Raw genomic sequence first — 25733 nt, 5'->3', positions numbered from 1 at the left:
AGCGCCAGCGCGCCGGACGGAAAATTTCGGTGAGCCACAGGCCGACAAAAAATACACAGCAAGCATCGGGGGGTAACAACCGTTATGCGCATCGCAATACCCAGGGAGACACATCCGGGAGAAAACCGGGTGCCCATCACGCCAGAGGTGGCCAAGAAACTGGTCCGCATGGGTGCTGATCTGGTCATCGAAGCTGGCATGGGAACCGGCTCCGGTTACACTGACAGCGAATATTCCGACGCCGGCGCCACTATCTCCAGCGACCGCAAAGAGCTGTTTTCCAGCGCGGACCTGCTGTTGCGCCTGCGCAAGCCGGAGCTGGATGAAATCACTCTCATGAAGCGTGGCGCGATCCATATCAGTTATCTTGATCCCTTTAACGAGCACGGCCTCGTCAAGGCGTTCAAGGAGGCCGGCGTTACTTCCATCTCCATGGAAATGATTCCCCGCACCACCCGCAGTCAGAAGATGGACGCGCTCAGCTCCCAGGCTAACCTGGCCGGTTACCAGATGGTGATCGAGGCGGCCATGGCGCTGCCGCGCATTTTCCCGATGATGATGACCCCGGCGGGCACCCTCAAGCCCGCCAACGTCTTCGTGATCGGTGCCGGTGTTGCCGGCCTGCAGGCAATCGCCACCGCCAAGCGCCTGGGCGCCCGGGTAACCGCCTTTGATACCCGTCCGGTCGTCGCGGAGCAGGTGACTTCCCTGGGGGCCAAGTTTCTGGAGATCGACCTTGGTGAAACCGGCGAAACCGCCGGCGGGTACGCCAGGGAACTGACCCCGGAACAGGTAGAAATCCAGCGTCAGGCGCAAAAGGACGTGATCGCCAAGTCTGATGTGGTGATTACCACGGCCCAGGTATTTGGCCGCAAGCCGCCGGTGCTGGTGACCAAGGACATGATTGAGGGCATGGCCCCCGGTTCGGTCATCGTCGACATGGCGGCCGAGACCGGCGGCAATGTGGAAGGCTCGGTGCCTAACGAAACCGTCGAGTGGTCAGGCGTCACCATTATCGGCAAGGGCAACCTCGCCGGCGAGGTGGCTGTCGACGCCAGCCAGATGTATTCCGCCAACCTGTTCAACCTGGTGGAAGACAACTGGAGTGAGGAAAAGAAACTGTTCGTGGTGGATTTCGACGATGACATTCTCCCGGGGTGCATCATCACCCACGGTGGAGAGATCACCAACGACACCATTAAAAACATCGTGGAAGAGGGGGCGTAATCATGATACCCGCAGTAGTATTCCTGACATTTATCCTGATGCTGTCCATCTTCCTGGGCTTTGAATTGATCAACAAGGTACCGGCGACCCTGCATACCCCGTTGATGTCCGGCGCCAACGCGATTTCGGGCATTACCGTGGTGGGAGCGATCAGCCTGGCCGGTACCGGCAACCAGGACCTGGCCAACTGGCTGGGAGCCGGAGCCGTGGCCCTTGCCTCCATTAACGTGGTGGGTGGTTACCTGGTAACCGATCGCATGCTCGCCATGTTCAAGAAAAAGGAGGGCTAGGACATCATGGATACGATGATTCAATTCGCCTATGTGATATCCGCGGGCCTGTTTATTTTCGGCCTGAAACAGCTGGGCTCGCCGGCGACAGCCCGGCGCGGCAACATGATTTCCTCCACCGGCATGCTGGTTGCCATTGTCGCCGCCCTGCTCGACCAGGGCATTGTCGACTACCAGTGGATTGTTATCGGCATTGTTGTCGGTGGCGCCATCGGTGCTGGAGCAGCGCGGATGGTGCAGATGACGTCGATGCCGGAAATGGTCGCCCTGTTCAATGGCTTCGGCGGTATGGCGTCGCTGCTGGTAGGTTGGGCCGCCCTGTCGCCAGACGCCGGTACGTTCACGCTGGTGACCATTATCCTGTCCATCCTGATTGGTGGCCTGACCTTCACCGGTTCGCTGGTCGCCTACGGCAAACTCTCCGAGACCATCGGTTCCGGCGCGGTGCTGTTCAGTGGCCAACAGGTGGTGAACAGTCTGATCGTGCTCGGTATTCTCGGTGGCGCGGTGATGTTCTGCCTGGATCCCAGCAACCTGACCTGGCTGTTTGTGGTTATCGCCCTTTCGCTGGTGTTCGGCATCATGGCGGTCATCCCTATTGGCGGCGCCGACATGCCGGTGGTGATTTCACTGCTGAACTCCTACTCCGGCCTGGCGGCCTGCGCCGCCGGCTTTGCGGTGGATAACAATATCCTGATCGTTGCCGGTTCCCTGGTGGGAGCCTCCGGTATCATCCTCACCCAGATCATGTGTAAGGCGATGAACCGCTCCCTGTCCAACGTACTGTTTTCCGGCTTCGGCAGTGGCAAGCAGGACACCACGGAAGTGGAGGGAGAAATCAAACCCATCTCTGTCGAAGACGCCTACTATGTGCTGGAGGCTGCAACCAACGTGGCGATTATTCCCGGCTACGGCATGGCGGTAGCCCAGGCCCAGCATGTGGTCAAGGAACTCACCGAGTTGTTGGAACAGAATGGGGCTGAGGTCAATTTCGGCATCCATCCGGTGGCGGGTCGCATGCCCGGACACATGAACGTACTGCTGGCGGAGGCCGACGTGCCCTACGATCAGCTCCTGGAAATGGACGACATTAACCCACGCATGGAAAATGTTGACGTGGCCATCGTGATCGGCGCCAACGATGTGGTTAATCCGGCGGCCCGCGAGAACGAGGGCAGCCCGATTTACGGCATGCCGGTGATCAACGTCGATGCGGCACGCACGGTGTTCGTGCTCAAGCGTTCCATGGCCTCCGGCTTCGCCGGGATCGAGAATCCACTGTTCTACAAAGACAACACGCGGATGCTGTTTGGCGACGCCAAGGAATCGATCGGCGGCCTGATCCGCGAGTTCAGCTAGGGTTCAACAACGCCCCGATAAACGCCGGCCCAGTGCCGGCGTTTTTTTTTGAGGGGCTCCGGTTCAGCTAATTACCCTGTTCGTCCCTACCTGCTTTTCATGAGCCCGATCAATGCCCAACTTCACTGGACAGGCTAGGCTGGGGCCCTATGCTGGAAGCAGTAAACGAGGAGTACGCTCATGTCGGCAGCAAAGAAAGCCAGCCCCAGGAAGCCCGCGGCGCGCAAAAAAGCCCCCGCACGAACTGCAAAACCATCCCCCACGACAGCGCCCGGCAAGCAGGGTGGCGTGAAAGGAAAGGCTGGCAGCACCAGTAGTGACAAAGACCGGAAGGCCTACAGCCGTCAGGCATGGGCGCAACCGGGGCCGGCCACGGCAGCGCCCGGGCCTGAACAGCCGCTGATGAAAGCGTTACGGGCGGAACACCGGCACATCGCCACGGTGATGCAGTTGTTTTCCGATCAGCTACAGGCCATTGAAGCCGGTGAGCCGGTCGACGCCCATGTGGTTTACGAGGTGATGGACTACATGGCCAGCTGGCCCGATCGTTATCACCACCCCCGGGAAGATCTCATCTATGGCCGGGTCGCTGAACTGGACCGCAGGGCGGCGGAAGATGTGGATACGCTGCAACGTGATCACGATGCTACGGCCAAACGTGGTCGGCAACTGCTGCGGGAAATAGAGCGCTGGAGTGAGGGCGAGGTAAAAGGCGCTGCCATCGTCAAAGCTGGAAGGGAATATGTGGGCCACATGTATGAGCACATGAATGTGGAGGAAAAAGTGGTCTTTCCCCACATCGAATCGGTGCTCACCCTGGAGGACTGGCGGGAACTGGCAGAGGATGATGATTTGCGGGCGGTATCGGTACCGGTGTTCGGCCCAAGGGTACAACGGGAGTTCCGGAATCTCGCTCGACGCCTGCGCCGGGGTGTTCGCCGTCGGGTAGAGCGCGGCGTTGTCCAGGAATGGTTGGGTGTAGAGGCTTTGATGGAATCGCTGGAGGTCTTGTCCCTCGCAGCAGAAACTGCCAGCGAGACCGCTGGCGATCACCTGCGTACCGCGCTGGATAACTCCCGGGAGATGTTTCGTGAAGCCCCTTTGAGTGCGCCGCTGCGTTGCTCGGTCAACAACATGAAGCTGGGCTTTCGCCTGGTTGGCGATATGGTCGATATTTCTCGCGAGACGTTCGACGATCTGCAGCGGATTAACAGGGAGCGTCGGGAGCGGGGCGAACTGTTTGAGGACTGACTAGGCCTCGCGGGCAGACCTTTGATCGCGGAACTGCAGTCTCGCCAGGCGCTGGTACAGTTCACAATTTGACAGCAACTCTTCGTGGGTCCCCGTCGCGACCAGCCGGCCCTGATCGAGCACGGCGATGCGGTCAACATGCCGGATGGTCGACAGTCGATGGGCAATAATGACCGTGGTGCGGTTGTGCATGAGCTCTTGTAGCGCCTGTTGCACATGGTATTCGCTTTCGCTGTCCAGGGCGCTGGTGGCCTCATCGAGCAGCAGAATACGGGGGTCATTGAGTATGGCGCGCGCCAGCGCAATCCGCTGGCGCTGCCCTCCGGATAGTCTGACGCCCTGTTCCCCCAGGTGGCTGGCATAGCCAGCGGGTAGTGCACTGATGAACTCGTGGGCGTGGGCAGCGCAAGCGGCGGCTACGATTTCATCCTCGCTTGCCCCGGGCTTGCCGTAGGCGATGTTATAGCGCACGTCCCCGGTGAACAGGGCCGGCTGCTGTGGCACCAGGGCTATCTGTTCCCGCAATTGTTTCAGTCCGAGTTCACGAATATCGGCACCGTCCAGGCTGATCCTGCCTGAGTGTGGATCGTAAAAGCGCTGCAGTAATTCGAAGACGGTGGATTTCCCGGCTCCCGACGGGCCGACCAGGGCCAGCGACTGGCCAGCGGGGATGTGCAGGCTGAAGTCCTCCAGCGCCGGCACTTCCGTGCGGGTGGGATAGCGGAAGGTCACTTCCTCCAGCGCCAGTGCCGGCTGCCTGCGGGCGTTGTTCCCGGGCTTTTGACCCGGGTCAACAATCACGCTGCGGGTGTTGAGCAGTTCGATCAATCGCTCGGCAGCGCCCGCAGCCCGCTGTAATTCTCCCCAGACTTCGGAAATGGTCGCCACCCCTGAACCCACCATGATGGCGTAAAAGGCGAAGGCGCCCAGCTCGCCGCCGCTCATTTCACCGGAGATCACATCCTGTCCGCCGGACCAGATCATCCCGGACATGCCAGCGAACATGAGCAGTATGGCCGCGCAGATAAGCAGTGCCCGCTGGCGGATCCGGCGGCGGGCAATGCTGAAGGCGCGCTCGACTTCCCCGGCAAAGGCCGCGCTCTCGAACTGTTCCCGGGTGTAACTCTGCACCACCCGGATGTGCTGGATCACTTCCCCGGCATAGCTGCCGACGCTGGCGATACTGTCCTGGCTCTGGTTGGACAGGCGCCTGACCCGACGGCCGAACACCAGAATGGGTAAAAGCACCAGGGGCACAGCGACGGCAATATACAGGCTCAACTGGAGGTTGGTGATCACCATCATAACCAGCGCGCCCACCAGTGTAAGGCCGCTGCGCAGGGCCATGCTGAACGACGAGCCGATAATGGTCTGCAGCAGCGTGGTGTCGGTAGTGAGGCGGGACATGATTTCGCCGGAACGATTGACTTCGAAGTAGCCCGGGTGCAATCGGACGATATTGTCGAAAACGGCTTTGCGAATATCTGCACTGACCCGCTCCCCCAGCCAGGAGACCAGGTAAAAACGCGCAAATGTACCCAGGGCGATGGCAGCGGCGATGAGCAGTAACAGGCCAATGGCGGCGCGCAGGTCGGCGCTGTCACCGGCAAACCCCTGGTCGATCAACACCTGGAGTCCGCGTCCCATGGAGAGTGTTGCTGCTGCGGTGAATAACAGGGCCGCGCTGGCCGCCAGCAATCGCAGTTTGTAGGGTCGGAGGAATCCCAGGACCGGGATCAGGGAGCCAAGGGCCCCCGAAGGACTGCTCATGAAGCGGCGCTGGCCGACTCTGCCTTGGCATCAAGATTGAGCTGGGCAGGGCCAGTAAACCGGCAACCGGCCCGCTCGGCGATATCGAGTATGCCCAGGTTGAGGGTTTCCGCCACTGCCAGGTATTCCTGGAAATCGAGCGTGTCGACGCCGGCATCCAAACGCAGTATGGCGTTGGCATCGACGATGGTTTCAAAACGAACGCTGATCGTTTCGTCGATCACCAGATCGTGTTCGCTCATCAGGGCACGAATATCTGCAAGAATCTGCTGCATCTGCGCCGAGGAAGGGACCTCCATCTGGTAGCGTTTGAAAAAACGAATGCGGTCTCGCTGCGAATAGTTTTCGATCTCTACCGAGGAGAACATCGAGTTGGGAATCACCAGTACCGATCTGTCCAGGGTGCGGATTATGGTGGAGCGAAGCCCGATTTCCTCGACAACGCCCTTCACCTTGCCGAAGCGGCAAAAGTCACCGGCGCTCACCGGCCTGGCGGTATACAGGGTAATCGCCCCGATCACGTTTTCCAGGGTTTTCTGGGCCGCCAGGGCAACCGCCAATGAACCAACGCCCAGGCCGGCGAGGATGGTGGACATGTCGTAGCCGGCCTGCTTCGCCCAGAACAGGGCGATGATCGTCACCATGATGACCTTGACGATGGTAGTAAACGGCTTCAGCAGTGCCACATAATGGGTATTGCCCGCGTACTGCATTTTGCGAATCTGGTAATCGCGGAGCAGGGACAGCAAGCCCAGGGCGAGCACCGTGAACGCGATGTAGTCGACACCCGACGAATCCAGCAGAATCCGCGCGGTGAGGGACAGGCCCAGTTCGTTGATCAGCCCGCGGGCAATCAGGATATAGAGGAAAAACTTCATCGGCCCGCGGAAGAACCGCTCGATACCCAGCGGGAAGCGATTGGGGATCAACAGCGCAATCTTCATCAGCAGGTAACTGGCAAGCATGGCCAGGGGCCAGGCGATGATGAAAAATACGATAACGCCGAAGACCTGCCAGTTCTGCAATCCCAGGAAATAGAATTGCGGCAGCCATTGCCCAATTTTTACGATGGTGTCGTTATAGCCCAACTCATCCCACATGTCGGGGATTCTGGCCACGGTGGCGTTGGACAGTTTCCACACCCTGCCGCCCTTGCCGTCGGGAACCCGCTGCAGGTAGATGGGAACTTTCTCATCCTGCAGCCTGACACTGCCAATCTGGTCTCGGTAGGCGGGCAGCCCGTCGTCCAGTTTGCCCTCGGGGTTGTCGCTGACGGAGGTAACGTCGTTGATGTTCTGGCGGTTCCAGACATAGGCCAGGGCCCGGACCAATGCCTCGTCGCTGTACTGTCCCACTGCATCGTCAATGTAGCGGCGATCAAGATATTCCCCGGCGGTCTCGTAGTCTTTTTTGCGTATGGCATCACGCAGCCCCAGCATCGTCGCCAGCGGCGTGCTCTGGCCTTCGAGTGCGTTTGGGTCGGAGGACGCCTTTTCCTTAACCAGCTCTTCAGCCTTCTGGGCGGTCTCTATCAACTCCCTGGCGGAGAGGTCAGTGGCTTCCCGGGCCTGGCCCCAGGCCAGTGGAGCGACAAGGGTGAGAGACAACAATAAACGGGTGAGCATGGGCATCGTCGGGTCGGTCCGGATGATCTGTCTGCCCATGTTAGCGCAATAAGGTGGAATGCCCTAGACGCTGTCGCTTTCGGGGCCGGTGGCGTTTTTTTCCAGGAACCTGCCAAAGAAGATCCCGAATTCAAACAGAATCCACATGGGCACAGCCAGCAATGACTGGGAAATAATATCCGGCGGGGTCAGCAGCATGCCGAATACAAAACAGCCAACGATAATGTAGGGCCGTTTTTTGGCCAGGTCTTCGGCGGTAGTCAGACCCGCCCAGATCATCAATATCGCTGCGATGGGGATTTCAAAGGCGATACCGAAGGCGAAAAACAGCTTGAGCACGAAGTTCAGGTAGCTGTTGATGTCGGTCATGATGGTGATGCCCTCGGGCCCGACGCTGGTGAAAAACGCAAAAATCAGCGGGAACACCACGAAGTAGGCGAAGGCGGCTCCCAGGTAAAACAGGGCGACACTGGAGGCCAGCAGGGGAATGGCGAACCGTTTCTCATGCCGGTACATGCCGGGAGCGACGAAACTCCAAGCCTGGAACAGGATATAGGGAATGGCGATAAAAATCGCTGCCACCAGGGTGAGTTTGAAGGGCGTCAAAAACGGCGAGGCGACCTCGGTGGCGATCATGGTCGCCCCGGGTGGAAGTAACTCGCGCAAGGGTTCAGAGACGAAGGTGTAAATTTCGTTGGCAAAAGGAAACAGGCAGATAAACACCACCAGCACCGACAGCAGGGCGCGCAGGAGACGATCCCGTAACTCGGTCAGGTGGGCGACCAGCGGCAGCGGCTGATCGTTGGATTCTGTTTCGGTCATGGGGTTGTTTTGTCGTCGGAGGCGGACGCTTCAGGCCGTTTTTTCGTCTCTGGCAGCGGACTGGCCTCCTCCACCACACCGCGAACCTGCTCCTGCAGGGCTGCCGTTTCATCCCTGAGCTGCTGTTGGGTACTTTTCAGTTCCTGCATCACTGCATCATTGTGCAGTTCCTGTTGCACTTCACGCTTGATATCGTTAAAGCCGCGCTTGATTCGACCCAGCCAGGCGCTGCCGGTACGAATGGCACCGGGCAGGCGTTCCGGGCCGACCACCAGCAGGCCCACTATCGCGATGACAATGAGTTCGGCAAATCCGATATCAAACATGTTTGCTCAACTATCGATTTTTGTCGTCAGGCTTTTCAGAGCTGTCGTCTCCGGCTTCCTTTTTCTCGGCCGCTGATTCGTCCTCACCCATGCTCTTGCGGAATCCCTTGACCGCGCTGCCGAGGTCGGATCCCAGGGTGCGCAGTCGCTTGGTGCCGAACAGCATGACCACGATGGCCAGGATTATCAGTAACTGCCAGACGCTTATGCCACCTATTCCCATGACGTTCTCCGTATCAAGTAATTTTTGGTCCTATTGCCCGCGGCTTGCTTTCTCTTCCAGCCCGGATATGCCGAAGCGGCCCGCCAGGCATGCGCCGATCTCGTCCAGGCTGATGTCCAGGTGCGACAGCATTATCATGCTGTGAAACCACAGGTCGGCAACTTCACCTACTACCGCCTCCCGGCTGCCTCCCGCCTGCAGTTCCTTGGCGGCGATGATGGCCTCGGTGGCCTCTTCCCCGACTTTCTCGAGGATCTTGTTGAGGCCTTTCTGGTGCAGGCTTGCCACATAGGACGTGTCAGCATTGGCCGACGATTTTCGCTCTTCCAGAATCCCGGCGAGCTCTTGCAGAATATCGTTCATCAGCGTTTTATTCCGTACATGTCGGCTGGATCCCTGATCACTTCATCAGTCACCACGAGCTCACCGTTGTTATCGGCCAGGCGATAGAAACAGCTGCGACGTCCGGTATGGCAGGCAATGCCCCCAACCTGCTCGACTTTCAACAGCACGGTATCGCCATCGCAATCCACGCGGAGCTCCCTGAGTTGCTGCACATTGCCAGACTCCTCGCCCTTGCGCCAGAGCGCCTGACGGGAACGCGAGTAGTAAATGGCCCGCTGTTCCCGCAGAGTCAAATCCAGCGCTTCGGGATTCATCCAGGCCATCATCAGCACCTCACCGGTTTCCCAGTCCTGGGCGATCGCGGCCACCAGGCCGGCTTCATTCCATTTAATGTGTTTACTGAGACTCATAGCGTATACCGTGCGGACTGCCCATTATGGCACAGCTCAGGGTTCCCGGGGCCACAGCAGGGCCAGGCCAACACCGGCCAGCACCCAGCTGATCGCGGGGGCTGAAGACAGTTGTTGCCAGGCGCCGGGAAACATGCTGATGGCGGCAGCCGCGCAGACCAGCGCAGCCACAAGCTGGCGCCGGCGTCGACGGGTGTTGATGCTGGCTTGCTCCGCCAGCTTCTGGGCGCGCTGCTGTTGCTGATGAAAGCGCTGCTCCAGCTCGCGTGCATGTTGCAGGTTGTCCATCACCACGTCGGGCAACTGGGGTAACTGTTCCAGCCAGGAGGGGGCGTGGCGTTGCAGCCTGCGCAGCATCGACTGGGGCGAATAGCGCTCGGCAACCCATTCCTCGAGGAATGGCTGGGCGGTATCCCAGAGGTTGAGATCGGGATACAGCTGGCGCCCCAGTCCCTCGATATTGAGCAGGGTTTTCTGCAGCAGGACCAGCGAAGGCTGGACCTCCATGTCAAACCGCCGGGCCGTCTTGAACAGGTAGATTAACAGCTGGCCAAAGGAAATTTGACTGATCGGCCGCTCGAATACGGGTTCGCAGACCGCGCGCATGGCGGATTCGAAATCCTGGACCCGGGTATCAGGCGGCACCCAGCCACACTCCACGTGCAGTTGGGCAACCTCGTGGTAATCGCGGCGGAAAATAGCCAGCAGGTTACGGGCCAGGTAGTACTGGTCGGACTCCGACAGGGCACCAATGATGGCACAATCAACGGCGATGTACGTCGGGTCCGCCGGATCACTGGCATCGACGAATATATTTCCAGGGTGCATGTCCGCATGGAAGAAACTGTCGCGCAGCACCTGGGTGAAGAAGATCTCGACGCCCCGTTCGGCAAGCAGCTTGAGGTCCACCTCTCTGGCCCGCAGGGTGTCCAGGTCGGTGACCGGGATGCCGCTGATGCGTTCCATGGTGAAGACGTTCCTGCAGGTGTAGTCCCAGTGCACCTGGGGTACGTAGACCAGCTTGCCGTCTTCGAAGTTACGCCGCAGCTGGGAGGCATTTGCCGCCTCGCGATTCAGGTCCAGCTCGTCGAGAATAATCAGTTCGTAGTCCCGCACCACTTCCACCGGCCGCAATCGTTTGCCGTCGGGCAGGTAACGCTCCACCAGTTTTGCCAGCGAGAACATAAGCGCCAGGTCCTGGCGGATCACCGGGTTGATGTCGGGACGAACCACCTTGACCACGACGTCCTCGCCGCTGTGCAGTCGCGCGGCATGAACCTGGGCGACAGACGCGGAAGCCATGGGGCTCGGCTCAAAGCTGGCAAAGAGTTCGTCGACCGGCCGCCCCAGCTCACTCTCAATGATGGCGATGGCCTGCTCTCCCGGAAAAGGGGGCACCTGGTCCTGGAGCATGGCCAGTTCGTCGGCGATGTCCTCCGGCAGCAGATCCCTGCGGGTGGATAGCATCTGCCCGAACTTGATGAATACCGGCCCCAGTTCCTCGAGGGACTTGCGCAACCGCACCCCGCGGGGAAGATCGGGCGCCCCCTTCAGTCGCCAGGGAGAAAGCCGCAAGGCCCAGCGCAGCTGTGGCCGCAGATTACTGGTGTCTATGAACTCATCCAGTCGGTAGCGTCCGATGGTACGGGAAATTTTCAGCAGGCGAAGGGCGCGGGACATATCAGGCTTTTGCCGACTGCTGGCGTAGCTTTTTCCGCAGCCGCGCCGCCCTGGACTGCAAGCGATCCACCCGCAGGCCGAGATCCTGGACGTCCCGGTAGAAATCTTCCAGTTCCAGTTTGGGCGGGCAGAGCCGGGCCTCCTCGTGAATGAATTCTTCAAGCTGGCGGCTGAAACTGGCCGACGCCTGTTTGCCCCAGTTGAAACTGTCGCGCAGGAACTGCGCCAGCTGGTGACCAGCGACATCACCCAGGGCGCTGACCAGTGGTGCTTCCCAGTCCACATCCAGCTGCGCCAGGATGGACTGCAACTCCAGCAGTGGCGCGCTGTCGCCGTGCAGTTCCAGGTTGCCATTGATCAACGCGGCGGCGGGATCGCCAGCGGTTGCCAGCTCGGCAAAGTCTGAGGCCTTGCCGCGGATGGAGGTGGTAACCGGCCCATCGTAAATCCCCATCAGCCGGATGTGCCGGCCGTCGGGTTGCAGGTAGACATCCAGCTCCGGTGCCGTACAGTGCAGGGCAAAGACACAATCGTCCAGCTGACCCAGCCGGCCTGCTCCTGCTGGCGCCAGCTCCAGGGCCCGGTTGAGCGCAGTCTCCGCCGCTGCCAGCCCGGCGGTATGGAGGGTGGGGTTGATCGCGCCCGCCATACTCAGGCCTTAATGCCCTTGTGCAGGGCGACGATACCCCCGGTCATATTGTGAAACTCCACCCGGCCGAATCCGGCGTCTTCCATCATTTCCTTGAGCGTCTCCTGATCCGGGTGCATGCGGATGGACTCGGCCAGGTATTGGTAACTCTCGGAGTCATTGGCCACCAGCCGGCCCATTAGCGGAAGTACGCGGAAAGAATAGGTATCGTAGGCCTTGCTGAGCAGCTCGTTGTCGGGCTTGGAAAACTCCAGTACCAGCAGGCGCCCCCCGGGCTTCAACACCCGCAGCATGGAACGCAGTGCGGTCTCTTTTTCGGTGACGTTACGCAGGCCGAAGGCGATGGTGATGCAGTCGAAGGAGTCGTCCGGAAAAGGCAGGAACTGGGCGTCTGCCTGGACGAATTCGATGTTGGCACACTGGCCATTATCGAGCAGCTTGTCCCTGCCGACCCTGAGCATCGAGTCATTGATGTCGGCCAGCACCACCCGCCCCTCGGGGCCGACGATACGCGAAAACCTGGCGGCCAGGTCGCCGGTGCCACCGGCAATGTCGAGTACCGCGTTGCCTTTACGCACACCCGACAGTTCGATGGTAAAGCGCTTCCAGATCCGGTGTACGCCGCCTGACATGAGGTCGTTCATCAAGTCGTAACGGGAAGCCACGGAGTGGAATACATCCGCGACCATGCCGGCCTTGGCCTGTTTGTCGACTTCTTTATAGCCGAAGTGGGTGGTGTCTTTTTCGCTCATGGGCCCTCCTGGGAACGCGCCATTGTAACGCGATGTGGCCCCGCGGTCAGTGTGGCTGGTGGTTTAGGGGTGACCTAATTTTACAACCTGTACATCGGGGTCGCGTGCCTCGCCGGCGGCTGCCATCCTGTTCAGGTAGTCCTGCCAGTTGGCTTCCTGTTCCGTGCACAGCTGATAGAGGTAATCCCAGGAATAGAGCCCGGTGTCGTGACCGTCGTCGAAAACCAGTTGCAGGGCGTAGTTGCCCACGGGGCGGATGGCCTTTATGGCGACCTTGAGTTTCCCCGTTTGCAGCACCTCCTGTCCCGGTCCGTGACCCTTGACCTCCGCCGAAGGCGAGTAAACCCGGAGGTATTCGCAGCTCAGGTGATAGTGTTCGCCCTCGGGATAGGTCAGTTCCAGCTCCCGGGAGCGAGTGTGAAGCTGGATGTCAGTCGGTATCGGGCCGGTGCTCACGTCACTCTCCTAGAGGATGAAGCGCGACAGGTCTTCGTCGGCGCTCAGCGCTTCCAGTTGCTGATTGACGTAATGGGCATCCACGAGCAGTTGGTTGCTGGAAACACCGGCATCGGCGGCACTGAAAGAGGCTTTTTCCAGCAGGCGCTCCATCACCGTGTGCAGGCGACGAGCGCCGATGTTTTCGGTTTTTTCGTTGACCTGCCAGGCTGTTTCGGCAATCCGCCGCAGCCCGTCCCGGGTGAACTCCACCTGCAGCCCCTCTGTGGCCAGCAAGGCCTGGTATTGTTCGGTCAGTGAGGCATTGGGCTCGGTGAGAATGCGCTCGAAGTCTTCCGGCCCCAGGGCATTCAGTTCTACCCGAATGGGCAGCCGCCCTTGCAGTTCCGGGATCAGGTCCGACGGCCTGGCCAGGTGGAAGGCGCCGGAGGCGATGAACAGGATATGGTCGGTCTTGATCATGCCGTGCTTGGTAGAGACAGTGGAGCCCTCAATCAGCGGTAACAGATCCCGTTGCACGCCCTCGCGGGAGACGTCGGCGCCGGCACCCTCGCTGCGCTTGGCGACCTTGTCCAGTTCGTCGATGAACACGATGCCATTCTGCTCGGCTGCTTCCACCGCTTTTTGCTTGAGCTCGTCCTCGTTGACCATCTTCGCCGCCTCCTCGTCACAGAGCGCGGCGAAGGCCGCCTTGACCGGCATTTTCTGGGTCTTGCGCTGGCCACGGGACATGTTGGAAAACATGCTTTGTAGCTGATTGGTCATTTCTTCCATGCCGGGCGGGGCCATGATCTCCATGCCCATGGCGGGCGCGGTCACCTCGACCTCGATTTCCTTGTCGTCCAGGTCACCTTCGCGCAGTTTCTTGCGCAGCAGCTGCCGGGTACTCTCGCCGGTACTGCCCTCGCTGTCACGCGCCGGCGGCAGCAGTATATCCAGAATGCGTTCTTCCGCCGCTTCCTCGGCCCGAAAGCGCACTCGCGATATTTCCTGCTCCCGCATCATCTTGATCGAGGTATCCACGAGGTCGCGGATGATGGACTCCACGTCCCGGCCTACATAGCCGACCTCGGTGAACTTGGTGGCCTCTACCTTGACGAAGGGGGCCGCCGCAAGCCTGGCCAGCCGGCGGGCGATTTCGGTCTTGCCCACGCCGGTGGGGCCGATCATGAGGATGTTCTTGGGGGTGATTTCCGCCCGCAGCTCTTCCGGCAGCTGCATGCGTCGCCAGCGGTTGCGCAGGGCAATGGCCACCGCTCGCTTTGCTTCGTCCTGGCCGATGATGTGTTGGTCGAGTTCCGAGACGATTTCCCGGGGGGTCATGTTTGACATGGGTACAGCCTAAAAAGTCAGTTCTTCGATGGTGCGGTTGTGGTTGGTGTAAATACAGATGTCGCCGGCAATAGCCAGGCCTTTCTCAACCACGGTGCGGGCGTCGAGGTCCGTATTGTCCAGCAGCGCGCGGGCGGCGGACTGGGCAAAGGGGCCACCGGAGCCGATGGCAATCAGGTTGTCTTCCGGTTCGATGACATCGCCGTTACCGGTGATGATCAGTGAGGTTTCCTTGTCGGCCACGGCCAGCAGCGCCTCCAGCTGGCGCAGGGCACGCTCGGTGCGCCAGGCCTTGGCCAGCTCAACCGCTGCCCGCACCAGGTGGCCCTGGTGTTTGTCCAGTTGGGCTTCAAACAGCTCGAACAGGGTAAATGCATCGGCGGTGCCGCCGGCGAACCCCGCCAGCACCTGGTCCTTGTGCAGGCGTCGCACTTTCCGCGCGTTGCCTTTCATCACGGTATTACCCATGGAAACCTGGCCGTCGCCGCCGATGACCACGCTGTTGCCGCGGCGGACCGAGAGTATGGTCGTGCCTCTGTATTGTTCCATGGTGGGAGGATCTCCTGTGTCGTTTGTCGGATATGGGGTCGAATATCCGGGATTCAAGGTTCTTTCAAGCTACACGGTCCGGACAGTTGAAGGATCTTTTCCGGGACCGCCAAAAAGCGTACGTCCATGTACAGGCTCGGCGGACGACGTCCTGTCGTCCGACGCCCCGGAAAAGATCCTTCAACTCTCCGGACCTCTGCCAGATACACACATTTGACCTGGGGCATTTCGTCGAAACGCTCATCGATACTGATCACCCGCCAGAGAGGCGATTATGGAGCTGACGGAGGGCTGTGGGGCTGTATCTCCCTTCCCGGGGCGTCCGAGGGCAGGGACGCCCGAGGCCGAGCCTGTACATGGACGTACGCTTTTTGGCGGTCCCGGGAAGGGAGATACAGCCCCGCAGACCGGTGGTTAGTTACTAACTGGCATCAACCGCCGCGCTTCAACAACAAGGTGTCGATATTCTGCGCTGCCGTCAGGCTGCGGGCTTTGGACATCTTTGAGCGGGAGTCGAAGGGCCCGAGGTAGACCCGGAACCAGCGGCCGTTCTCGCCATTACTCTCCTCGATCGCCGGTTCCAGTCCCAGCAGCAGCAATTCAGCCCGGCGCCGATCCGCGTCCTCCCGCTGGCGGAAGGACCCCGCCTGTAACAGGTAGTATTCCCGCGGGGCAGCAGAGGCCGATGGCCGGGCCGGTTCACTGGCCGGCGGCTCTTCCTCCAGGCTCTGCTCTGGCAGCATGGTGTAAAAATCGAAGCGAGGTTTCGGCGGTGCCGGTTCTTCCGCTGCGGGGGTGGTGTGGCCCCCGGCGCCCGGGGCCTCTGTCGGAGGGAGGCTGCCAAGGTAGGCGAGGAAACTGAGGAAAACACCGGTGATTACCCCGGCACCGTACCAGCGCCAGCCGCTGCTTCCCTGAGGATTGGTGTTGCGCCCGCGGGCCGCTGTTTTCTTGCTCGCCGGGGGATGCTTGCGTCCGCTTTTGCCCGTTTTGGCGTAGTCCCTGCCCATGTCTTACATGGACTCCGGGGCGGATACGCCCAGCAGGTCCAGGCCGTTGCGAATGGTCTGGCGCACTGCCTCGGACAGGGCCAGGCGGGCGTCGCGCAGGGGTTTGTCATCCACCAGGGTCTTGTGGGCGTTGTACCAGGCGTGAAATTCGCCGGCCAGTTCCCGCAGGTAGTTGGCCACGGTATGCGGTTCAGAGGCGGCTGCGGCGCTGGCGACCACTTCCGGGAACTGGTCCAGCCTGCGCAGCAGGGCTTTTTCGTGTTCCTCGGTGAGTCGTTCCAGGCTGCCCAGCCCGCTGTCGACGGTCCAGGTGTCGCCCTGCTGGGCCAGTTTGCGCATGATTGAGCAAACCCGGGCATGGGCGTACTGGATGTAGTACACCGGATTGTCGTTGCTCTGCGACAGGGCCAGGTCGATGTCGAAGGTCAACTGGGACGAGGGTCCCCTGGCCACCAGGAAATAGCGTGTTGCGTCCCGGCCGACCTCGTCGATCAGGTCTCGCAGGGTGACATAGCTGCCGGCCCGCTTGGAGATCTTGACCTCCTCACCATCGCGCATCACGGTGACCATCTGGTGCAGAACGTAGTCGGGCCAGCCTTCAGGGATACCCTGTTCCAGTGCCTGCAACCCCGCCCGGACCCGGGTGACCGTGCTGTGGTGGTCTGCGCCCTGTTCGTTGATCACCCGCTTGAAGCCGCGCTGCCACTTGTTCAGGTGATAGGCGACGTCCGGCAGGAAATAGGTATAGCCGCCATCGCTCTTGCGCATTACCCGGTCCTTGTCGTCGCCGAACTCGGTGGTGCGAAGCCACAGGGCCCCGTCCTGCTCGTAGGTATGGCCGTTGGCGATCAGCCGCTCCACGGTTGTCTCCACGGCGCCGCTGTCATAGAGCGAGGACTCCAGGAAATACAGGTCGAAATGAACGCCGAAAGCCTTCAGGTCCAGATCCTGCTCCCGTCGCAGATAGGCAACCGCAAATTTGCGTATGGCCTCCAGGTTGTCTGCATCGGCGGCGCCGGTGACATGCCGATCCTCGGCGTCGATGGTGTCACCGGCCAGGTATGACCTGGCCACCTCGGCGATATAGTCGCCCCGGTAACCGTCCTCCGGCCATTCGGTACTGTCGGGTTCCAGGCCCTGGCAGCGGGCCTGCACTGAACGCGCCAGGTTGTCGATCTGGGCACCGGCGTCATTGTAGTAGAACTCGCTGGCGACCTCCCAACCGGTAGCCGCGAGCAGCCGACAGATGCTGTCGCCCACCGCCGCGCCGCGCCCGTGACCGACATGCAGGGGACCGGTTGGGTTGGCGGAAACAAATTCCACCTGCACCCGGCGCCCGGCGCCAGTGTCGCTGTGTCCGAAACTGTCGCCCCGCTCGAGCACAGTGCGCACGATGGCCTGGTTGCTGCTGTCGCTGAGGAAGAAGTTGATGAAACCGGGCCCGGCAATTTCGGTGTGGGCCACCAGCCCTGATGCCGGCAGGGACTCGCAGATCAGTGTGGCCAGCTCCCGCGGTTTCATACCCGCGGCCTTCGCCAGGGTGAGGGCGATATTGCTGGCCAGGTCGCCATGGCTTTTGTCGCGGGTCCGGTCAATCTGCACGCGGGGCTGGGTATCGTCGGGCAGGTGGCCTTGTGCCACCAGTGCATCCAGCGCCTGTTCTATCAGCTGGGTGATCTCTTGCTTCATCTGGGGAGAGTTACCTGAGTTGTCTCGAGGGCCCGGCCTGGCCGGGTCGCGTGGGCGTATTATCCCCGGATACACCGTTGATAGCCAGTTTCGGGGCCCCTGGCCCCATCGGGCATCACAGGGCTGTGTCAGAACATATCCTGGGGGTCCACATCCAGTGACCATTTGAGTCCCTTGCGCGCCGGCAGTACCTGGGCCTGCGCCACCAGCAGGCGAGCCGCCTGCTGCGAGTGCCGGCGCTGGTCGCAGTGGACCAGCAGCTGGCTGCGAAAGCGCCCGGCCCGGCGCTGCATCGGCGCGGGTAGCGGGCCGATCAGTTCAACCCCCGGGGGTAACTGGTCCTGGCAGTTCTGGCGCAGGTCGCGCAAAAACTGCTCGCCGCAGTCGGCATCCTGGCAGTCGGTGCGCACCAGCAGCAACTGTCCCCGGGGCGGCAGCCGCGACTGCTCCCGCGCTTCCAGCATCGCCAGGGCCTGCTGGTGATAATCCAGGGAGAGCATGGCCCGCAGGGTGGGGTGCTCCGGGTGGTGGGTTTGCAGCAGCACGGTTCCAGCAGCCTCGGCGCGCCCGGCTCTGCCGGCGACCTGGGTGAGCAGTTGGGCGCAGCGCTCCTCGCCCCGGAAGTCGGTGCTGAACAGCATACCGTCCAGGTCGAGCACCCCGACCAGCGATACCGCCGGGAAGTGATGCCCCTTGGTCAACATCTGGGTGCCCAGGAGGATGCAGGGTTCGCCGGCATTTACCTGTCCGACCAGTGCCGCCATGGACTCCCTGCCCTGCATGGAATCACTGTCCACGCGGTAAACGGGCACCCCTGGAAACCGTTGACGCAGGAAGTCCTCGGCCTTTTCCGTTCCCAGTCCCAGCGATAGTAACTGCTCACTCCGGCACTCCGGGCAGTGCCGGGGCAGGGGCTGACTGGCACCGCAGTGGTGGCAGCGCAGGCGCCGCTGTCGGCGGTGCAGGGTCAGCCGGGCATCGCATTCCCGGCAATCGGCAATCCAGCCGCAATCGTGGCATTGCACTGTGGGGGCATAGCCGCGCCGGTTGAGGAACAACAGGGCCTGGCGGCCCGCTGCCAGTGCCTGAGCTATCGCCTGCACCAGGGCTTCCGAAAACCCGGATTCCAGCGGGGTGTGACGGATATCAATAGCGCGCAGCTGCGGCAGCTCGCTGGTGCCGGCCCGTTGCAGCAGGCGCTGGTGACCGTAGCGGCCCTGCAGGGCGTTGTGCAGGCTCTCCAGCGAGGGAGTAGCGCTGCCGAGTACCACCGGACAGTTTTCCAGCTGGCCGCGTTTTACCGCCACATCCCGGGCGGAATAGCGGAAACCGTCCTGCTGTTTATAGGAAGCGTCGTGTTCCTCATCCACCACGATGAGACCGGGCCTGGCCAGAGAAGTGAACACCGCGGAGCGGGTGCCGATGATAATGTGAGCCGCCCCCGAGCGGGCCGCCTCCCAGGCCCGGTAGCGCTGGCGATCACTCAGGCCGGAATGGAGTACCGCAATCTCTGCCTGGAAGCGATCGCGGAAGCGAGCCAGGGTCTGGGGGGTCAGCCCGATTTCCGGGATCAGCACCAGTGCCTGCCGACCTCGCTGCAGGCAGTCTGCGATCAGTTGCAGGTAAACTTCGGTTTTACCGCTACCGGTAACACCTTCCAGCAGCTGACAGCTGAACCCCGTGCCCGCGTCGAGGATCTGCTGCATGGCGCCGGCCTGCTCCGGGTTCAGCACCAGGCCGCTGGCCGCACTGGCTGCAACTGGCGTCGCTGTCAGCTCGCAGCGCTTGGCGAGGCCTTTCTGCTCCAGCGCCCGCAGGATGGCGGGCCCGATATCCGCCGCTTTCAGGCCCGCTGTTGCGACCTGTCCCGACGCCTGCAGCAGGGCCAGGGCACGCGACTGTTTCGGTGAGCGGGCCAGGGCCCCGTGAGGTAGCCCCTTGCCGCGTGTGGTGAGCTGCCAGCCGGGTTCTGCATGGCCTTTATGAAGCGCTCCCTTGCGCAGCGCCCGGGGATAAGCGGCCTGGTAGACCTCTCCCGGCGGATGCTGGTAGTAGTTGGCAGCCCAGGCGCAGAGCGCCAGTACAGCGGGTGCTGGCAATGGCTCGGGGTCAAGTACGCGAATGGCCTGTTTGATGGCCTGGGGGTCAAGGTCGCTGTTTTCGACGACCTCTACCAGGTAAGCGGTCACCTCCCGCCTGCCGAAGGGAACCTGCAGCCTGATACCCGGCACCAGCTTGCCAGCGGGTGCATCGGTGGGAGGCAGGTAGTCGAACAGGGTGCGCAGGGGCGTGGGAATGGCCAGTCGCAGTACGGGCATGGGGCCCCTTGGGGGTGATTGCTGAGAGGAGGCAAGTGTAGCAATCAATGCCACCGGCGGGCCACGGGGGTTTGCCAGCGCCGTGACCAGTGCCCACCGGGGTGCAATAGCACCAATCAGGGCGCTTGCCAATCCCGCTGTGTCTGGTAAGATGCGCGCCTATTTTTTCCCTGGACCCTGTTCGGTCAGGTTGGCGTAACAGGCCGGCCGGGCTGGGCGGCAGACTCCAGTAACCAGACGTGGTGCCCGGCAGGAGATCGGGTGGCGACGTCAATGTAAGGAGCTATACCATGCAAGCAGAGATCCATCCCAAGTACGAGACTGTGACAGCTACCTGCAGTTGCGGCAACACGATCGAGACCCGTTCCACCCTGTGTAAAGATTTTCACGTGGACGTGTGCTCCCAGTGCCACCCCTTCTTCACCGGCAAGCAGAAGATCGTTGACTCCGGCGGCCGAGTGGACCGTTTCAAGCAGCGTTTTGGCAACCGTGGCGGCGCCAAGCGCTAGGCATGGCATGCGGCCCCGCGTCGCAGAATCCAGAAAGCGCCAGCTCCTCTCCGGACTGGCGCTTTTTTTATGCCTGCTGGCCGCGGGCTGTTCCCGCGGTGATGGCCCCGGCGCGGGTGTCGTCGCGCGTCCCGCGCCGCCGTCTGGCGCCTGTCAGGCGGATACGGCTGCGCTTCAGCGCCATTCGGTCGCCGTGGTCATCGACGGTGATACCCTGCGTCTCGCCGATGGCGAAAGCGTGCGCCTGGTTGGCGTGAACACGGCGGAAATAGGACGTGGTGGTCGTGCAGATGAACCGCTGGCGCAGGCAGCACGGGTAGCGCTGGAAGACCTGCTGGGGCCGGACAGGACCGTTTGGCTGCGGCCGGCGGAGGACCGGCGCGACCGCTATCACCGGTTGTTGGCGTATGCCTTTGATGGCCGGGGCAACAGCCTCTCGGCCCGCTTGATCGCCAGTGGAATGGGGTTTCATGTGGCCATAGCCCCCAACCTGGCGCTCGCGGCTTGCCTCGCCTCAGTGGAGCGCACAGCGCGGCGGCAGGGCCTGGGCCTCTGGGCGGAGCCGGCATTTTACCCCCGGGCGATGGCCGACCTGTCGCAGGGAGCGGCGGGGTTTCATATCGTCAGGGACCGGGTGACCCGGGTCTCGTTCAAGGACAATGGCTGGTGGTTGCAGTTGGGGGGTAAGCTGGGAGTGAAAATAGACGCAGATGACCAGGGCCGGTTTTCGCGCCGGCAACTGCGTGCACTGGAAGGCGCCATGGTGGAAGTGCGCGGCTGGCTGATCCCGATGAGTGGCGGCTGGTGGATGCTGAACCTCGATCACCCGACCATGCTGCAGCCGGTTGACTGACAGTCCGGTCGGGGGGCATTGCCTGTCGCTCGCAGCGAGCCCTAAAATATATCCCTGACCAGGTCGCCTGTGCCCTGGCTGCCCCCCGCCTCCGCGCCGTCTGTCCCCTGGCGCGGCACGTTCTCCTCACGGAAGTACTCGAATATCGCATTTTTCTGCCGCGAACCCGCGAGCATGCCGGTATCGGGGTCGATGCGGACATTGACCACCCCGGGGGGCAGCGGCCGCTGCTGGTCCGGGCTGTTTTCGAGCGCAGTCCGCATGTAGTCAATCCAGATCGGCAGTGCTGCTGTGCCGCCGAATTCGCGCCGACCCAGCGGGGTGTAGTTGTCGAAGCCCACCCAGGTGGTGGTGACGACATCGCGGTTGTAGCCGGAGAACCATGCATCCATGGGCCCGTTGGTGGTGCCGGTCTTGCCAGCCACGTCCTTGCGTTCCAGCACCAGCGCCCGGCGCCCGGTGCCGCGGGTGATCACATCCTGGAGAATACTGTTGATGATGAAGTTGGCGCGTTCCTCCATGACCCGTGGGGCCGCCGGCATGGCTTCGTCCCGGTCGTTATCCGCCGCCAGGATCTCTTCCATACTCAGCTCTTGCGCCCCACCGGTGACTGGTTTTTCATCGCAGTCCCTGCAAACAGTGAGTGGCCTGGCCTGGTATATCGCCTGTCGGTCGAGGTTTTCCACCCGGTCGATCAGGTAGGGTTCTACCCGGAACCCGCCGTTGGCGAGCATGGCATAGCCTGTCGCCACTTCCAGCGGGCTCATCGCATGGGTGCCCAGGGCAAGGGACAGGTCGGGTGACATGTCCGCGGTGTCGAAGCCGTAGCGATCAATCGCCCTGATCAGCTCGCCGGTGCCGAGCTGTTGCAGCAGCCGGATGGACACCAGGTTACGAGACTTGGTAAGCGCCCAGCGCAGGCGGGTGGGTCCGTGGAATACGCCGCCGTCATTTTCTGGCCGCCAGATATCCTCCAGGGACCGGTCTTCCATGACCACCGGCGCATCATTGATGATGCTGGCGGCGGTAAAGCCCGCTTCCAGCGCTGCGGCGTAGAGGAAGGGCTTGAAGTTGGAGCCCGGCTGCCGCATGGCCTGGGTTGCCCGGTTGAATTTGCTCAGCTCGAATCCCATGCCACCGACCACACTGATGATGGCGCCATTGTCAGGGTTGAGTGAAACCAGGGCGCCCTGGGCCGCAGGTACCTGGGCCAGTTGCCAGAGCTGCTGCTCGTTGCGCACCAGGCGTATCAGGTCGCCGGGCTGGAACAGGTCTGCCGGAGCTTCCGGTGGCTGACCCCGGGAGTTTTCCGTGATGTAGGGTCGGGCTTCTGACATCCCGTTTTCCCACAGCAGTTCGTCGGAACTGCCGTCACTGAGCAGCAGCGAGACGCGGTCCTCGAGAATGTCGGTGACCACCGCCGGCTGCTGGCCGGCGATAACCGGAATCTTGGCCAGTTTGTCGCCCCAGCGCGCGATGGGATCGGTGGCGTCGCCCTCCTTGATCGGCCAGCGCTGCTCCGGACCACGGTAGCCGTGCCGGCGGTCATAGGTGAGCAGGCCGTTTATGAGCGCTTCCTTCGCCAACTGCTGCAGTTCGCTGCTGATGGTTGTGTACACATGGTAGCCGTCGTTATAGGCACCCATGCCGTAGCGATCCAGCATCGCCTGGCGGGTCATCTCGGCGGCGTAGTGGGCGGCGAAGGAAATCTGTGCGCCATGGAGTTCGGCGGTAACCGGCTCCGTCAACACCTGCTGGTACGCCTCGCGGGTGATATAGCCCAGCTCCAGCATTCGGCCGGCGATCCAGTTGCGTCGTTCCCGGCCAGCCTCCGGGCCGCTGACCGGGTTATTGCGGGAAGGTGCCTTGGGAATGCCCGCCAGCATGGCGTGCTGGGCCAGGCTGAGTTCGGCAATGCCCTTGCCATAGTAAACCTGTGCCGCGGCCTCGAAACCGTACGCCCGGTGGCCCAGGAACACGCGGTTGAAATAGAGTTCAAAAATCTCCGTTTTATCCAGCGCCCGCTCGATCTCGATGGCCAGCAGAATCTCGTTGAACTTGCGCATGAAGGTGCGTTCAAGGCTGAGAAAATAATTGCGCGCCACCTGCATGGTCAGGGTGCTGCCCCCTGAGCCCTTTTGCCCGGTAAGCACCAGTTCCGATACCGCCCTGGCCAGGCCCATGATGTCGATGCCCCGATGCTGGAAAAAACTGTCATCCTCCGCCGCCAGCAGCGCCTTCACGAACTGGTCCGGAATTTCATCGTAGGGCAGTGGGCTGCGTTTCTGCTCGCCGAACTGGCCGATCAGGTCTCCTTCGCGGGTGTAAACCCGCATGGGGGTTTGCAGTTTTACGTCCCGCAATGTCTCCACGTCGGGGAGGTTGGGGCTGAGGTAAAGATAGACGCCTGCGATCAGCCAGAGGGCGCCAAACAGCCCTAAAATAGCTGAACGAACAAGAAAGTGGAGAAAGCTCATTTAATCTCTTTACAAAACAGTGGCTTGTATTACTGTTAAAAGAAGGGGCGGGTATGCGTTTGGTAATTATATGCCTTTTTTGACTTGGATATATATCAGACTGTGTTATACCTTCTAATTAATGTATCGGTGCATAAAAACATCCTAAGTTAGTGATACTGATAGGGAAAAAAGTTGCTTGGTCTAATAGGGAAAAGAAAGGCGACACCGGTTCTGGGGCTTGATATCAGCTCGACGACAGTGAAATTGCTGGAGTTGAGCTATTCAGGGGATCGCTACCGCGTGGAAAGTTACGCGGTGAGCTCGTTACCGCAGGACGCGGTCATCGAAAAGAACGTCAACGATGTGGACGGCGTAGCCAATGCCATTCGCAGCGTCGTCGCCCAGTCCAGGACTAAACTCAAAACGGCTGCGGCGGCGGTTGCTGGCTCATCGGTAATCACCAAGATGATCGATATGCCCAGCGGCTTGAACGAGGACGATCTGGAAACCCAGCTTACGCTGGAAGCGGACCAGTACATCCCCTACCCGCTGGAAGAAGTTGCCATTGATTTTGAGATCCAGGGGCCATCGCCAGAGGCGGCCGGCCAGGTCGAGGTGTTGCTGGCAGCCTGCAGGCGGGAAACCATCGATGCCCGGGTCGAGGCCATTGAGGGCGCCGAGATGGAAGCCAAGATCATGGACGTGGAAGCCTACGCCATGGAGCGCGCTTTCTCGCTGATCCAGAACCAGCTTGATCTCGATGATGATTCGACAGTGGCGGTGGTGGATATCGGCGCCACCATGACCACCCTCAGCGTGCTCAACAGCGGACAGACCATTTACACCCGCGAACAGCTGTTCGGCGGCAAGCAACTGACTGACGAAATCATGCGTCGTTACGGCCTGCCGCTGGAAGAGGCCGGTCTGGCCAAGAAGCAGGGCGGCCTGCCCGATGATTATGAGCCGGAAGTACTGGAACCCTTCAAGGACGCGGTGGTGCAGCAGGTGGCCCGTTCCCTGCAGTTTTTCTTCTCCTCAAGCCAGTACAACGATGTCGACTGCATCATCCTCGCTGGTGGTGTCGGCTCCATGGAGGGCTTGCCCGACCTGGTGCAGGAAAAGCTCGGCACGCCCACCACGGTGGCGAACCCCTTCGCCGATATGTCCATCTCGTCCAGGGTCAACGCCGTTGCCCTCTCCAGTGACGCCCCGGCCATGATGATTGCCTGTGGCCTGGCAATGCGGAGTTTTGACTGATGGCTAAAATTAATTTACTTCCGTGGAGAGAGGAGCGGCGCCAGGAACAGAAGAAAGAGTTCCTGATCACGACCGCCCTGGTCGCCCTGTTGAGCGCCGGCCTGGTGTTGCTCGGTGACAGGGTCGTCAATGGACAGATCGAGTACCAGAAGGCGCGCAACAATTACCTGACCGAAAATATCCGTGAGCTGGACAAGAAGGTGGCGGAAATACGCGAGTTGCAGAAACGGCGTAACCAGTTGATAGAACGGATGCGGGTGATTCAGGAGTTGCAGGGCAATCGGCCGATTATTGTGCGCATCATGGACCAGATAGTACGTACCATCCCGGACGGGGTGTTTTATTCCAACCTGTCCACCAAGAACCGCAAGATCACCATCAACGGTATCGCCGAGTCCAACAACCGCGTGTCCAGCCTGATGCGCCGGCTTGATGCATCGGACTGGCTGGCAAATCCGAACCTGGACAAGGTCAATGCGGCCACACAATACGGGGACCAGGCAACGACGTTCAACCTCACGGTGAATGTCGAACTGCCCAAGCCCGAAGATCAGCAGGGGGGGCAGTGATCC

Annotated in this window: 25 protein-coding genes; 8 read left to right on the top strand and 17 right to left on the bottom strand. The window is 61.2% G+C overall.

Features of this window, described 5'->3' with window-relative positions:
- Positions 1 to 84: 84 nt before the first annotated feature.
- From E2F43_RS05060 to E2F43_RS05045, 4 genes are all read left to right on the top strand, one after another.
- Positions 85 to 1227 (top strand): Re/Si-specific NAD(P)(+) transhydrogenase subunit alpha, encoded by a 1143-nt coding sequence (locus tag E2F43_RS05060; protein WP_133210213.1) that lies wholly within the window; start codon positions 85 to 87, stop codon positions 1225 to 1227.
- 2 nt (positions 1228 to 1229) lie between these two features.
- Positions 1230 to 1517 carry an NAD(P) transhydrogenase subunit alpha part 2 gene (locus E2F43_RS05055; RefSeq protein WP_133210211.1) on the top strand — a complete coding sequence of 96 codons (288 nt, stop codon included), beginning with the start codon at positions 1230 to 1232 and terminating at the stop codon, positions 1515 to 1517.
- Between the two features lie 6 nt (positions 1518 to 1523).
- Positions 1524 to 2876, top strand: coding sequence for an NAD(P)(+) transhydrogenase (Re/Si-specific) subunit beta (locus E2F43_RS05050; protein WP_133210209.1), 1353 nt, complete (start codon positions 1524 to 1526; stop codon positions 2874 to 2876).
- A gap of 180 nt (positions 2877 to 3056) precedes the next feature.
- A complete protein-coding gene (locus E2F43_RS05045) occupies positions 3057 to 4127 on the top strand; it encodes a hemerythrin domain-containing protein (protein ID WP_238946750.1) in 1071 nt (356 codons plus the stop codon).
- Here E2F43_RS05045 and E2F43_RS05040 read toward each other — a convergent pair whose 3' ends face one another.
- From E2F43_RS05040 to E2F43_RS04965, 16 genes are all read right to left on the bottom strand, one after another.
- Positions 4128 to 5897 (bottom strand): ABC transporter transmembrane domain-containing protein, encoded by a 1770-nt coding sequence (locus tag E2F43_RS05040; RefSeq protein ID WP_133210208.1) that lies wholly within the window; start codon positions 5895 to 5897, stop codon positions 4128 to 4130.
- Positions 5894 to 7561, bottom strand: coding sequence for a mechanosensitive ion channel family protein (locus E2F43_RS05035; RefSeq protein ID WP_238946749.1), 1668 nt, complete (start codon positions 7559 to 7561; stop codon positions 5894 to 5896). The genes E2F43_RS05040 and E2F43_RS05035 overlap by 4 nt, the downstream gene beginning before the upstream one ends.
- Before the next feature lie 24 nt (positions 7562 to 7585).
- Positions 7586 to 8344: a twin-arginine translocase subunit TatC gene (gene tatC, locus E2F43_RS05030; RefSeq protein ID WP_133210206.1), complete on the bottom strand. Its 759-nt coding sequence runs from the start codon at positions 8342 to 8344 to the stop codon at positions 7586 to 7588.
- Positions 8341 to 8670, bottom strand: coding sequence for a Sec-independent protein translocase protein TatB (tatB, locus tag E2F43_RS05025; RefSeq protein WP_133210204.1), 330 nt, complete (start codon positions 8668 to 8670; stop codon positions 8341 to 8343). Before tatB ends, tatC begins: the two co-directional genes overlap by 4 nt.
- 10 nt (positions 8671 to 8680) lie before the next feature.
- Entirely contained in the window at positions 8681 to 8893 is a 213-nt protein-coding gene (gene tatA / locus E2F43_RS05020) for a twin-arginine translocase TatA/TatE family subunit (protein WP_133210202.1), read from the bottom strand.
- A gap of 30 nt (positions 8894 to 8923) precedes the next feature.
- Positions 8924 to 9256 (bottom strand): phosphoribosyl-ATP diphosphatase, encoded by a 333-nt coding sequence (locus E2F43_RS05015; RefSeq protein ID WP_133210200.1) that lies wholly within the window; start codon positions 9254 to 9256, stop codon positions 8924 to 8926.
- Positions 9256 to 9648: a phosphoribosyl-AMP cyclohydrolase gene (hisI, locus tag E2F43_RS05010; protein WP_133210198.1), complete on the bottom strand. Its 393-nt coding sequence runs from the start codon at positions 9646 to 9648 to the stop codon at positions 9256 to 9258. Before hisI ends, E2F43_RS05015 begins: the two co-directional genes overlap by 1 nt.
- Positions 9649 to 9684: 36 nt before the next feature.
- A complete protein-coding gene (gene ubiB / locus E2F43_RS05005; protein WP_133210197.1) occupies positions 9685 to 11328 on the bottom strand; it encodes a ubiquinone biosynthesis regulatory protein kinase UbiB in 1644 nt (547 codons plus the stop codon).
- A gap of 1 nt (position 11329) precedes the next feature.
- Entirely contained in the window at positions 11330 to 11977 is a 648-nt protein-coding gene (locus E2F43_RS05000; RefSeq protein WP_133210195.1) for a ubiquinone biosynthesis accessory factor UbiJ, read from the bottom strand.
- 2 nt (positions 11978 to 11979) lie between these two features.
- Positions 11980 to 12729 (bottom strand): bifunctional demethylmenaquinone methyltransferase/2-methoxy-6-polyprenyl-1,4-benzoquinol methylase UbiE, encoded by a 750-nt coding sequence (gene ubiE, locus E2F43_RS04995; protein WP_133210193.1) that lies wholly within the window; start codon positions 12727 to 12729, stop codon positions 11980 to 11982.
- Positions 12730 to 12792: 63 nt separating this feature from the next.
- A complete protein-coding gene (locus tag E2F43_RS04990) occupies positions 12793 to 13185 on the bottom strand; it encodes a gamma-butyrobetaine hydroxylase family protein (protein WP_133210191.1) in 393 nt (130 codons plus the stop codon).
- A gap of 9 nt (positions 13186 to 13194) precedes the next feature.
- Positions 13195 to 14517 carry an ATP-dependent protease ATPase subunit HslU gene (hslU, locus tag E2F43_RS04985; protein ID WP_133210189.1) on the bottom strand — a complete coding sequence of 441 codons (1323 nt, stop codon included), beginning with the start codon at positions 14515 to 14517 and terminating at the stop codon, positions 13195 to 13197.
- A 9-nt stretch (positions 14518 to 14526) separates the two neighbouring features.
- The gene (gene hslV / locus E2F43_RS04980; protein ID WP_133210187.1) at positions 14527 to 15066 is read right to left on the bottom strand and encodes an ATP-dependent protease subunit HslV; all 540 of its coding nucleotides are present in this window, start codon (positions 15064 to 15066) and stop codon (positions 14527 to 14529) included.
- Positions 15067 to 15497: 431 nt separating this feature from the next.
- On the bottom strand, positions 15498 to 16076 hold the full coding sequence (locus tag E2F43_RS04975; RefSeq protein WP_133210185.1) for an SPOR domain-containing protein: 579 nt from the start codon (positions 16074 to 16076) through the stop codon (positions 15498 to 15500).
- A gap of 3 nt (positions 16077 to 16079) precedes the next feature.
- Complete coding sequence (gene argS / locus E2F43_RS04970) at positions 16080 to 17765, bottom strand: arginine--tRNA ligase (protein WP_133210183.1); 1686 nt, start codon at positions 17763 to 17765, stop codon at positions 16080 to 16082.
- A 128-nt stretch (positions 17766 to 17893) separates the two neighbouring features.
- The gene (locus tag E2F43_RS04965; protein WP_133210181.1) at positions 17894 to 20083 is read right to left on the bottom strand and encodes a primosomal protein N'; all 2190 of its coding nucleotides are present in this window, start codon (positions 20081 to 20083) and stop codon (positions 17894 to 17896) included.
- A 290-nt stretch (positions 20084 to 20373) separates the two neighbouring features.
- Here E2F43_RS04965 and rpmE point away from each other — a divergent pair, with 290 nt between their 5' ends.
- Positions 20374 to 20592: a 50S ribosomal protein L31 gene (gene rpmE / locus E2F43_RS04960; protein ID WP_133210179.1), complete on the top strand. Its 219-nt coding sequence runs from the start codon at positions 20374 to 20376 to the stop codon at positions 20590 to 20592.
- Positions 20593 to 20599: 7 nt separating this feature from the next.
- On the top strand, positions 20600 to 21445 hold the full coding sequence (locus tag E2F43_RS04955; RefSeq protein WP_133210177.1) for a thermonuclease family protein: 846 nt from the start codon (positions 20600 to 20602) through the stop codon (positions 21443 to 21445).
- A 41-nt stretch (positions 21446 to 21486) separates the two neighbouring features.
- On the opposite strand, the gene E2F43_RS04950 is transcribed toward E2F43_RS04955, so the two are convergent.
- Complete coding sequence (locus E2F43_RS04950) at positions 21487 to 23922, bottom strand: penicillin-binding protein 1A (protein WP_133210175.1); 2436 nt, start codon at positions 23920 to 23922, stop codon at positions 21487 to 21489.
- Positions 23923 to 24096: 174 nt separating this feature from the next.
- Between E2F43_RS04950 and E2F43_RS04945 the strand changes: the two genes are divergently transcribed.
- Positions 24097 to 25161: a pilus assembly protein PilM gene (locus E2F43_RS04945; protein WP_133210173.1), complete on the top strand. Its 1065-nt coding sequence runs from the start codon at positions 24097 to 24099 to the stop codon at positions 25159 to 25161.
- Positions 25161 to 25730 carry a PilN domain-containing protein gene (locus tag E2F43_RS04940; RefSeq protein WP_133210170.1) on the top strand — a complete coding sequence of 190 codons (570 nt, stop codon included), beginning with the start codon at positions 25161 to 25163 and terminating at the stop codon, positions 25728 to 25730. Before E2F43_RS04945 ends, E2F43_RS04940 begins: the two co-directional genes overlap by 1 nt.
- The last annotated feature ends 3 nt before the right edge of the window (positions 25731 to 25733 follow it).

Origin of the sequence: Seongchinamella unica, assembly GCF_004354085.1 — a bacterium.
Classification (GTDB): Bacteria; Pseudomonadota; Gammaproteobacteria; order Pseudomonadales; family Halieaceae; genus Halioglobus; species Halioglobus unicus.
This window is presented reverse-complemented; position numbering and strand designations above follow the sequence as displayed.

Bases quoted from the DNA above. Each gene is read 5' to 3' on its own strand.
- E2F43_RS04975 (WP_133210185.1), bottom strand. From the start codon at position 16,076: ATGGGCAGGGACTACGCCAAAACGGGCAAAAGCGGACGCAAGCATCCC.
- E2F43_RS05045 (WP_238946750.1), top strand. From the start codon at position 3,057: ATGTCGGCAGCAAAGAAAGCCAGCCCCAGGAAGCCCGCGGCGCGCAAA.
- hslV (WP_133210187.1), bottom strand. From the start codon at position 15,066: ATGGAACAATACAGAGGCACGACCATACTCTCGGTCCGCCGCGGCAAC.
- ubiE (WP_133210193.1), bottom strand. From the start codon at position 12,729: ATGAGCGAAAAAGACACCACCCACTTCGGCTATAAAGAAGTCGACAAA.
- E2F43_RS05060 (WP_133210213.1), top strand. From the start codon at position 85: ATGCGCATCGCAATACCCAGGGAGACACATCCGGGAGAAAACCGGGTG.
- E2F43_RS04940 (WP_133210170.1), top strand. From the start codon at position 25,161: ATGGCTAAAATTAATTTACTTCCGTGGAGAGAGGAGCGGCGCCAGGAA.
- rpmE (WP_133210179.1), top strand. From the start codon at position 20,374: ATGCAAGCAGAGATCCATCCCAAGTACGAGACTGTGACAGCTACCTGC.
- hisI (WP_133210198.1), bottom strand. From the start codon at position 9,648: ATGAGTCTCAGTAAACACATTAAATGGAATGAAGCCGGCCTGGTGGCC.
- hslU (WP_133210189.1), bottom strand. From the start codon at position 14,517: ATGTCAAACATGACCCCCCGGGAAATCGTCTCGGAACTCGACCAACAC.
- E2F43_RS04950 (WP_133210175.1), bottom strand. From the start codon at position 23,922: ATGAGCTTTCTCCACTTTCTTGTTCGTTCAGCTATTTTAGGGCTGTTT.
- E2F43_RS05040 (WP_133210208.1), bottom strand. From the start codon at position 5,897: ATGAGCAGTCCTTCGGGGGCCCTTGGCTCCCTGATCCCGGTCCTGGGA.
- E2F43_RS05055 (WP_133210211.1), top strand. From the start codon at position 1,230: ATGATACCCGCAGTAGTATTCCTGACATTTATCCTGATGCTGTCCATC.
- ubiB (WP_133210197.1), bottom strand. From the start codon at position 11,328: ATGTCCCGCGCCCTTCGCCTGCTGAAAATTTCCCGTACCATCGGACGC.
- tatA (WP_133210202.1), bottom strand. From the start codon at position 8,893: ATGGGAATAGGTGGCATAAGCGTCTGGCAGTTACTGATAATCCTGGCC.
- tatC (WP_133210206.1), bottom strand. From the start codon at position 8,344: ATGACCGAAACAGAATCCAACGATCAGCCGCTGCCGCTGGTCGCCCAC.
- E2F43_RS05000 (WP_133210195.1), bottom strand. From the start codon at position 11,977: ATGGCGGGCGCGATCAACCCCACCCTCCATACCGCCGGGCTGGCAGCG.
- E2F43_RS04955 (WP_133210177.1), top strand. From the start codon at position 20,600: ATGCGGCCCCGCGTCGCAGAATCCAGAAAGCGCCAGCTCCTCTCCGGA.
- E2F43_RS05050 (WP_133210209.1), top strand. From the start codon at position 1,524: ATGGATACGATGATTCAATTCGCCTATGTGATATCCGCGGGCCTGTTT.
- tatB (WP_133210204.1), bottom strand. From the start codon at position 8,670: ATGTTTGATATCGGATTTGCCGAACTCATTGTCATCGCGATAGTGGGC.
- E2F43_RS05035 (WP_238946749.1), bottom strand. From the start codon at position 7,561: ATGGGCAGACAGATCATCCGGACCGACCCGACGATGCCCATGCTCACC.
- E2F43_RS04965 (WP_133210181.1), bottom strand. From the start codon at position 20,083: ATGCCCGTACTGCGACTGGCCATTCCCACGCCCCTGCGCACCCTGTTC.
- argS (WP_133210183.1), bottom strand. From the start codon at position 17,765: ATGAAGCAAGAGATCACCCAGCTGATAGAACAGGCGCTGGATGCACTG.
- E2F43_RS05015 (WP_133210200.1), bottom strand. From the start codon at position 9,256: ATGAACGATATTCTGCAAGAGCTCGCCGGGATTCTGGAAGAGCGAAAA.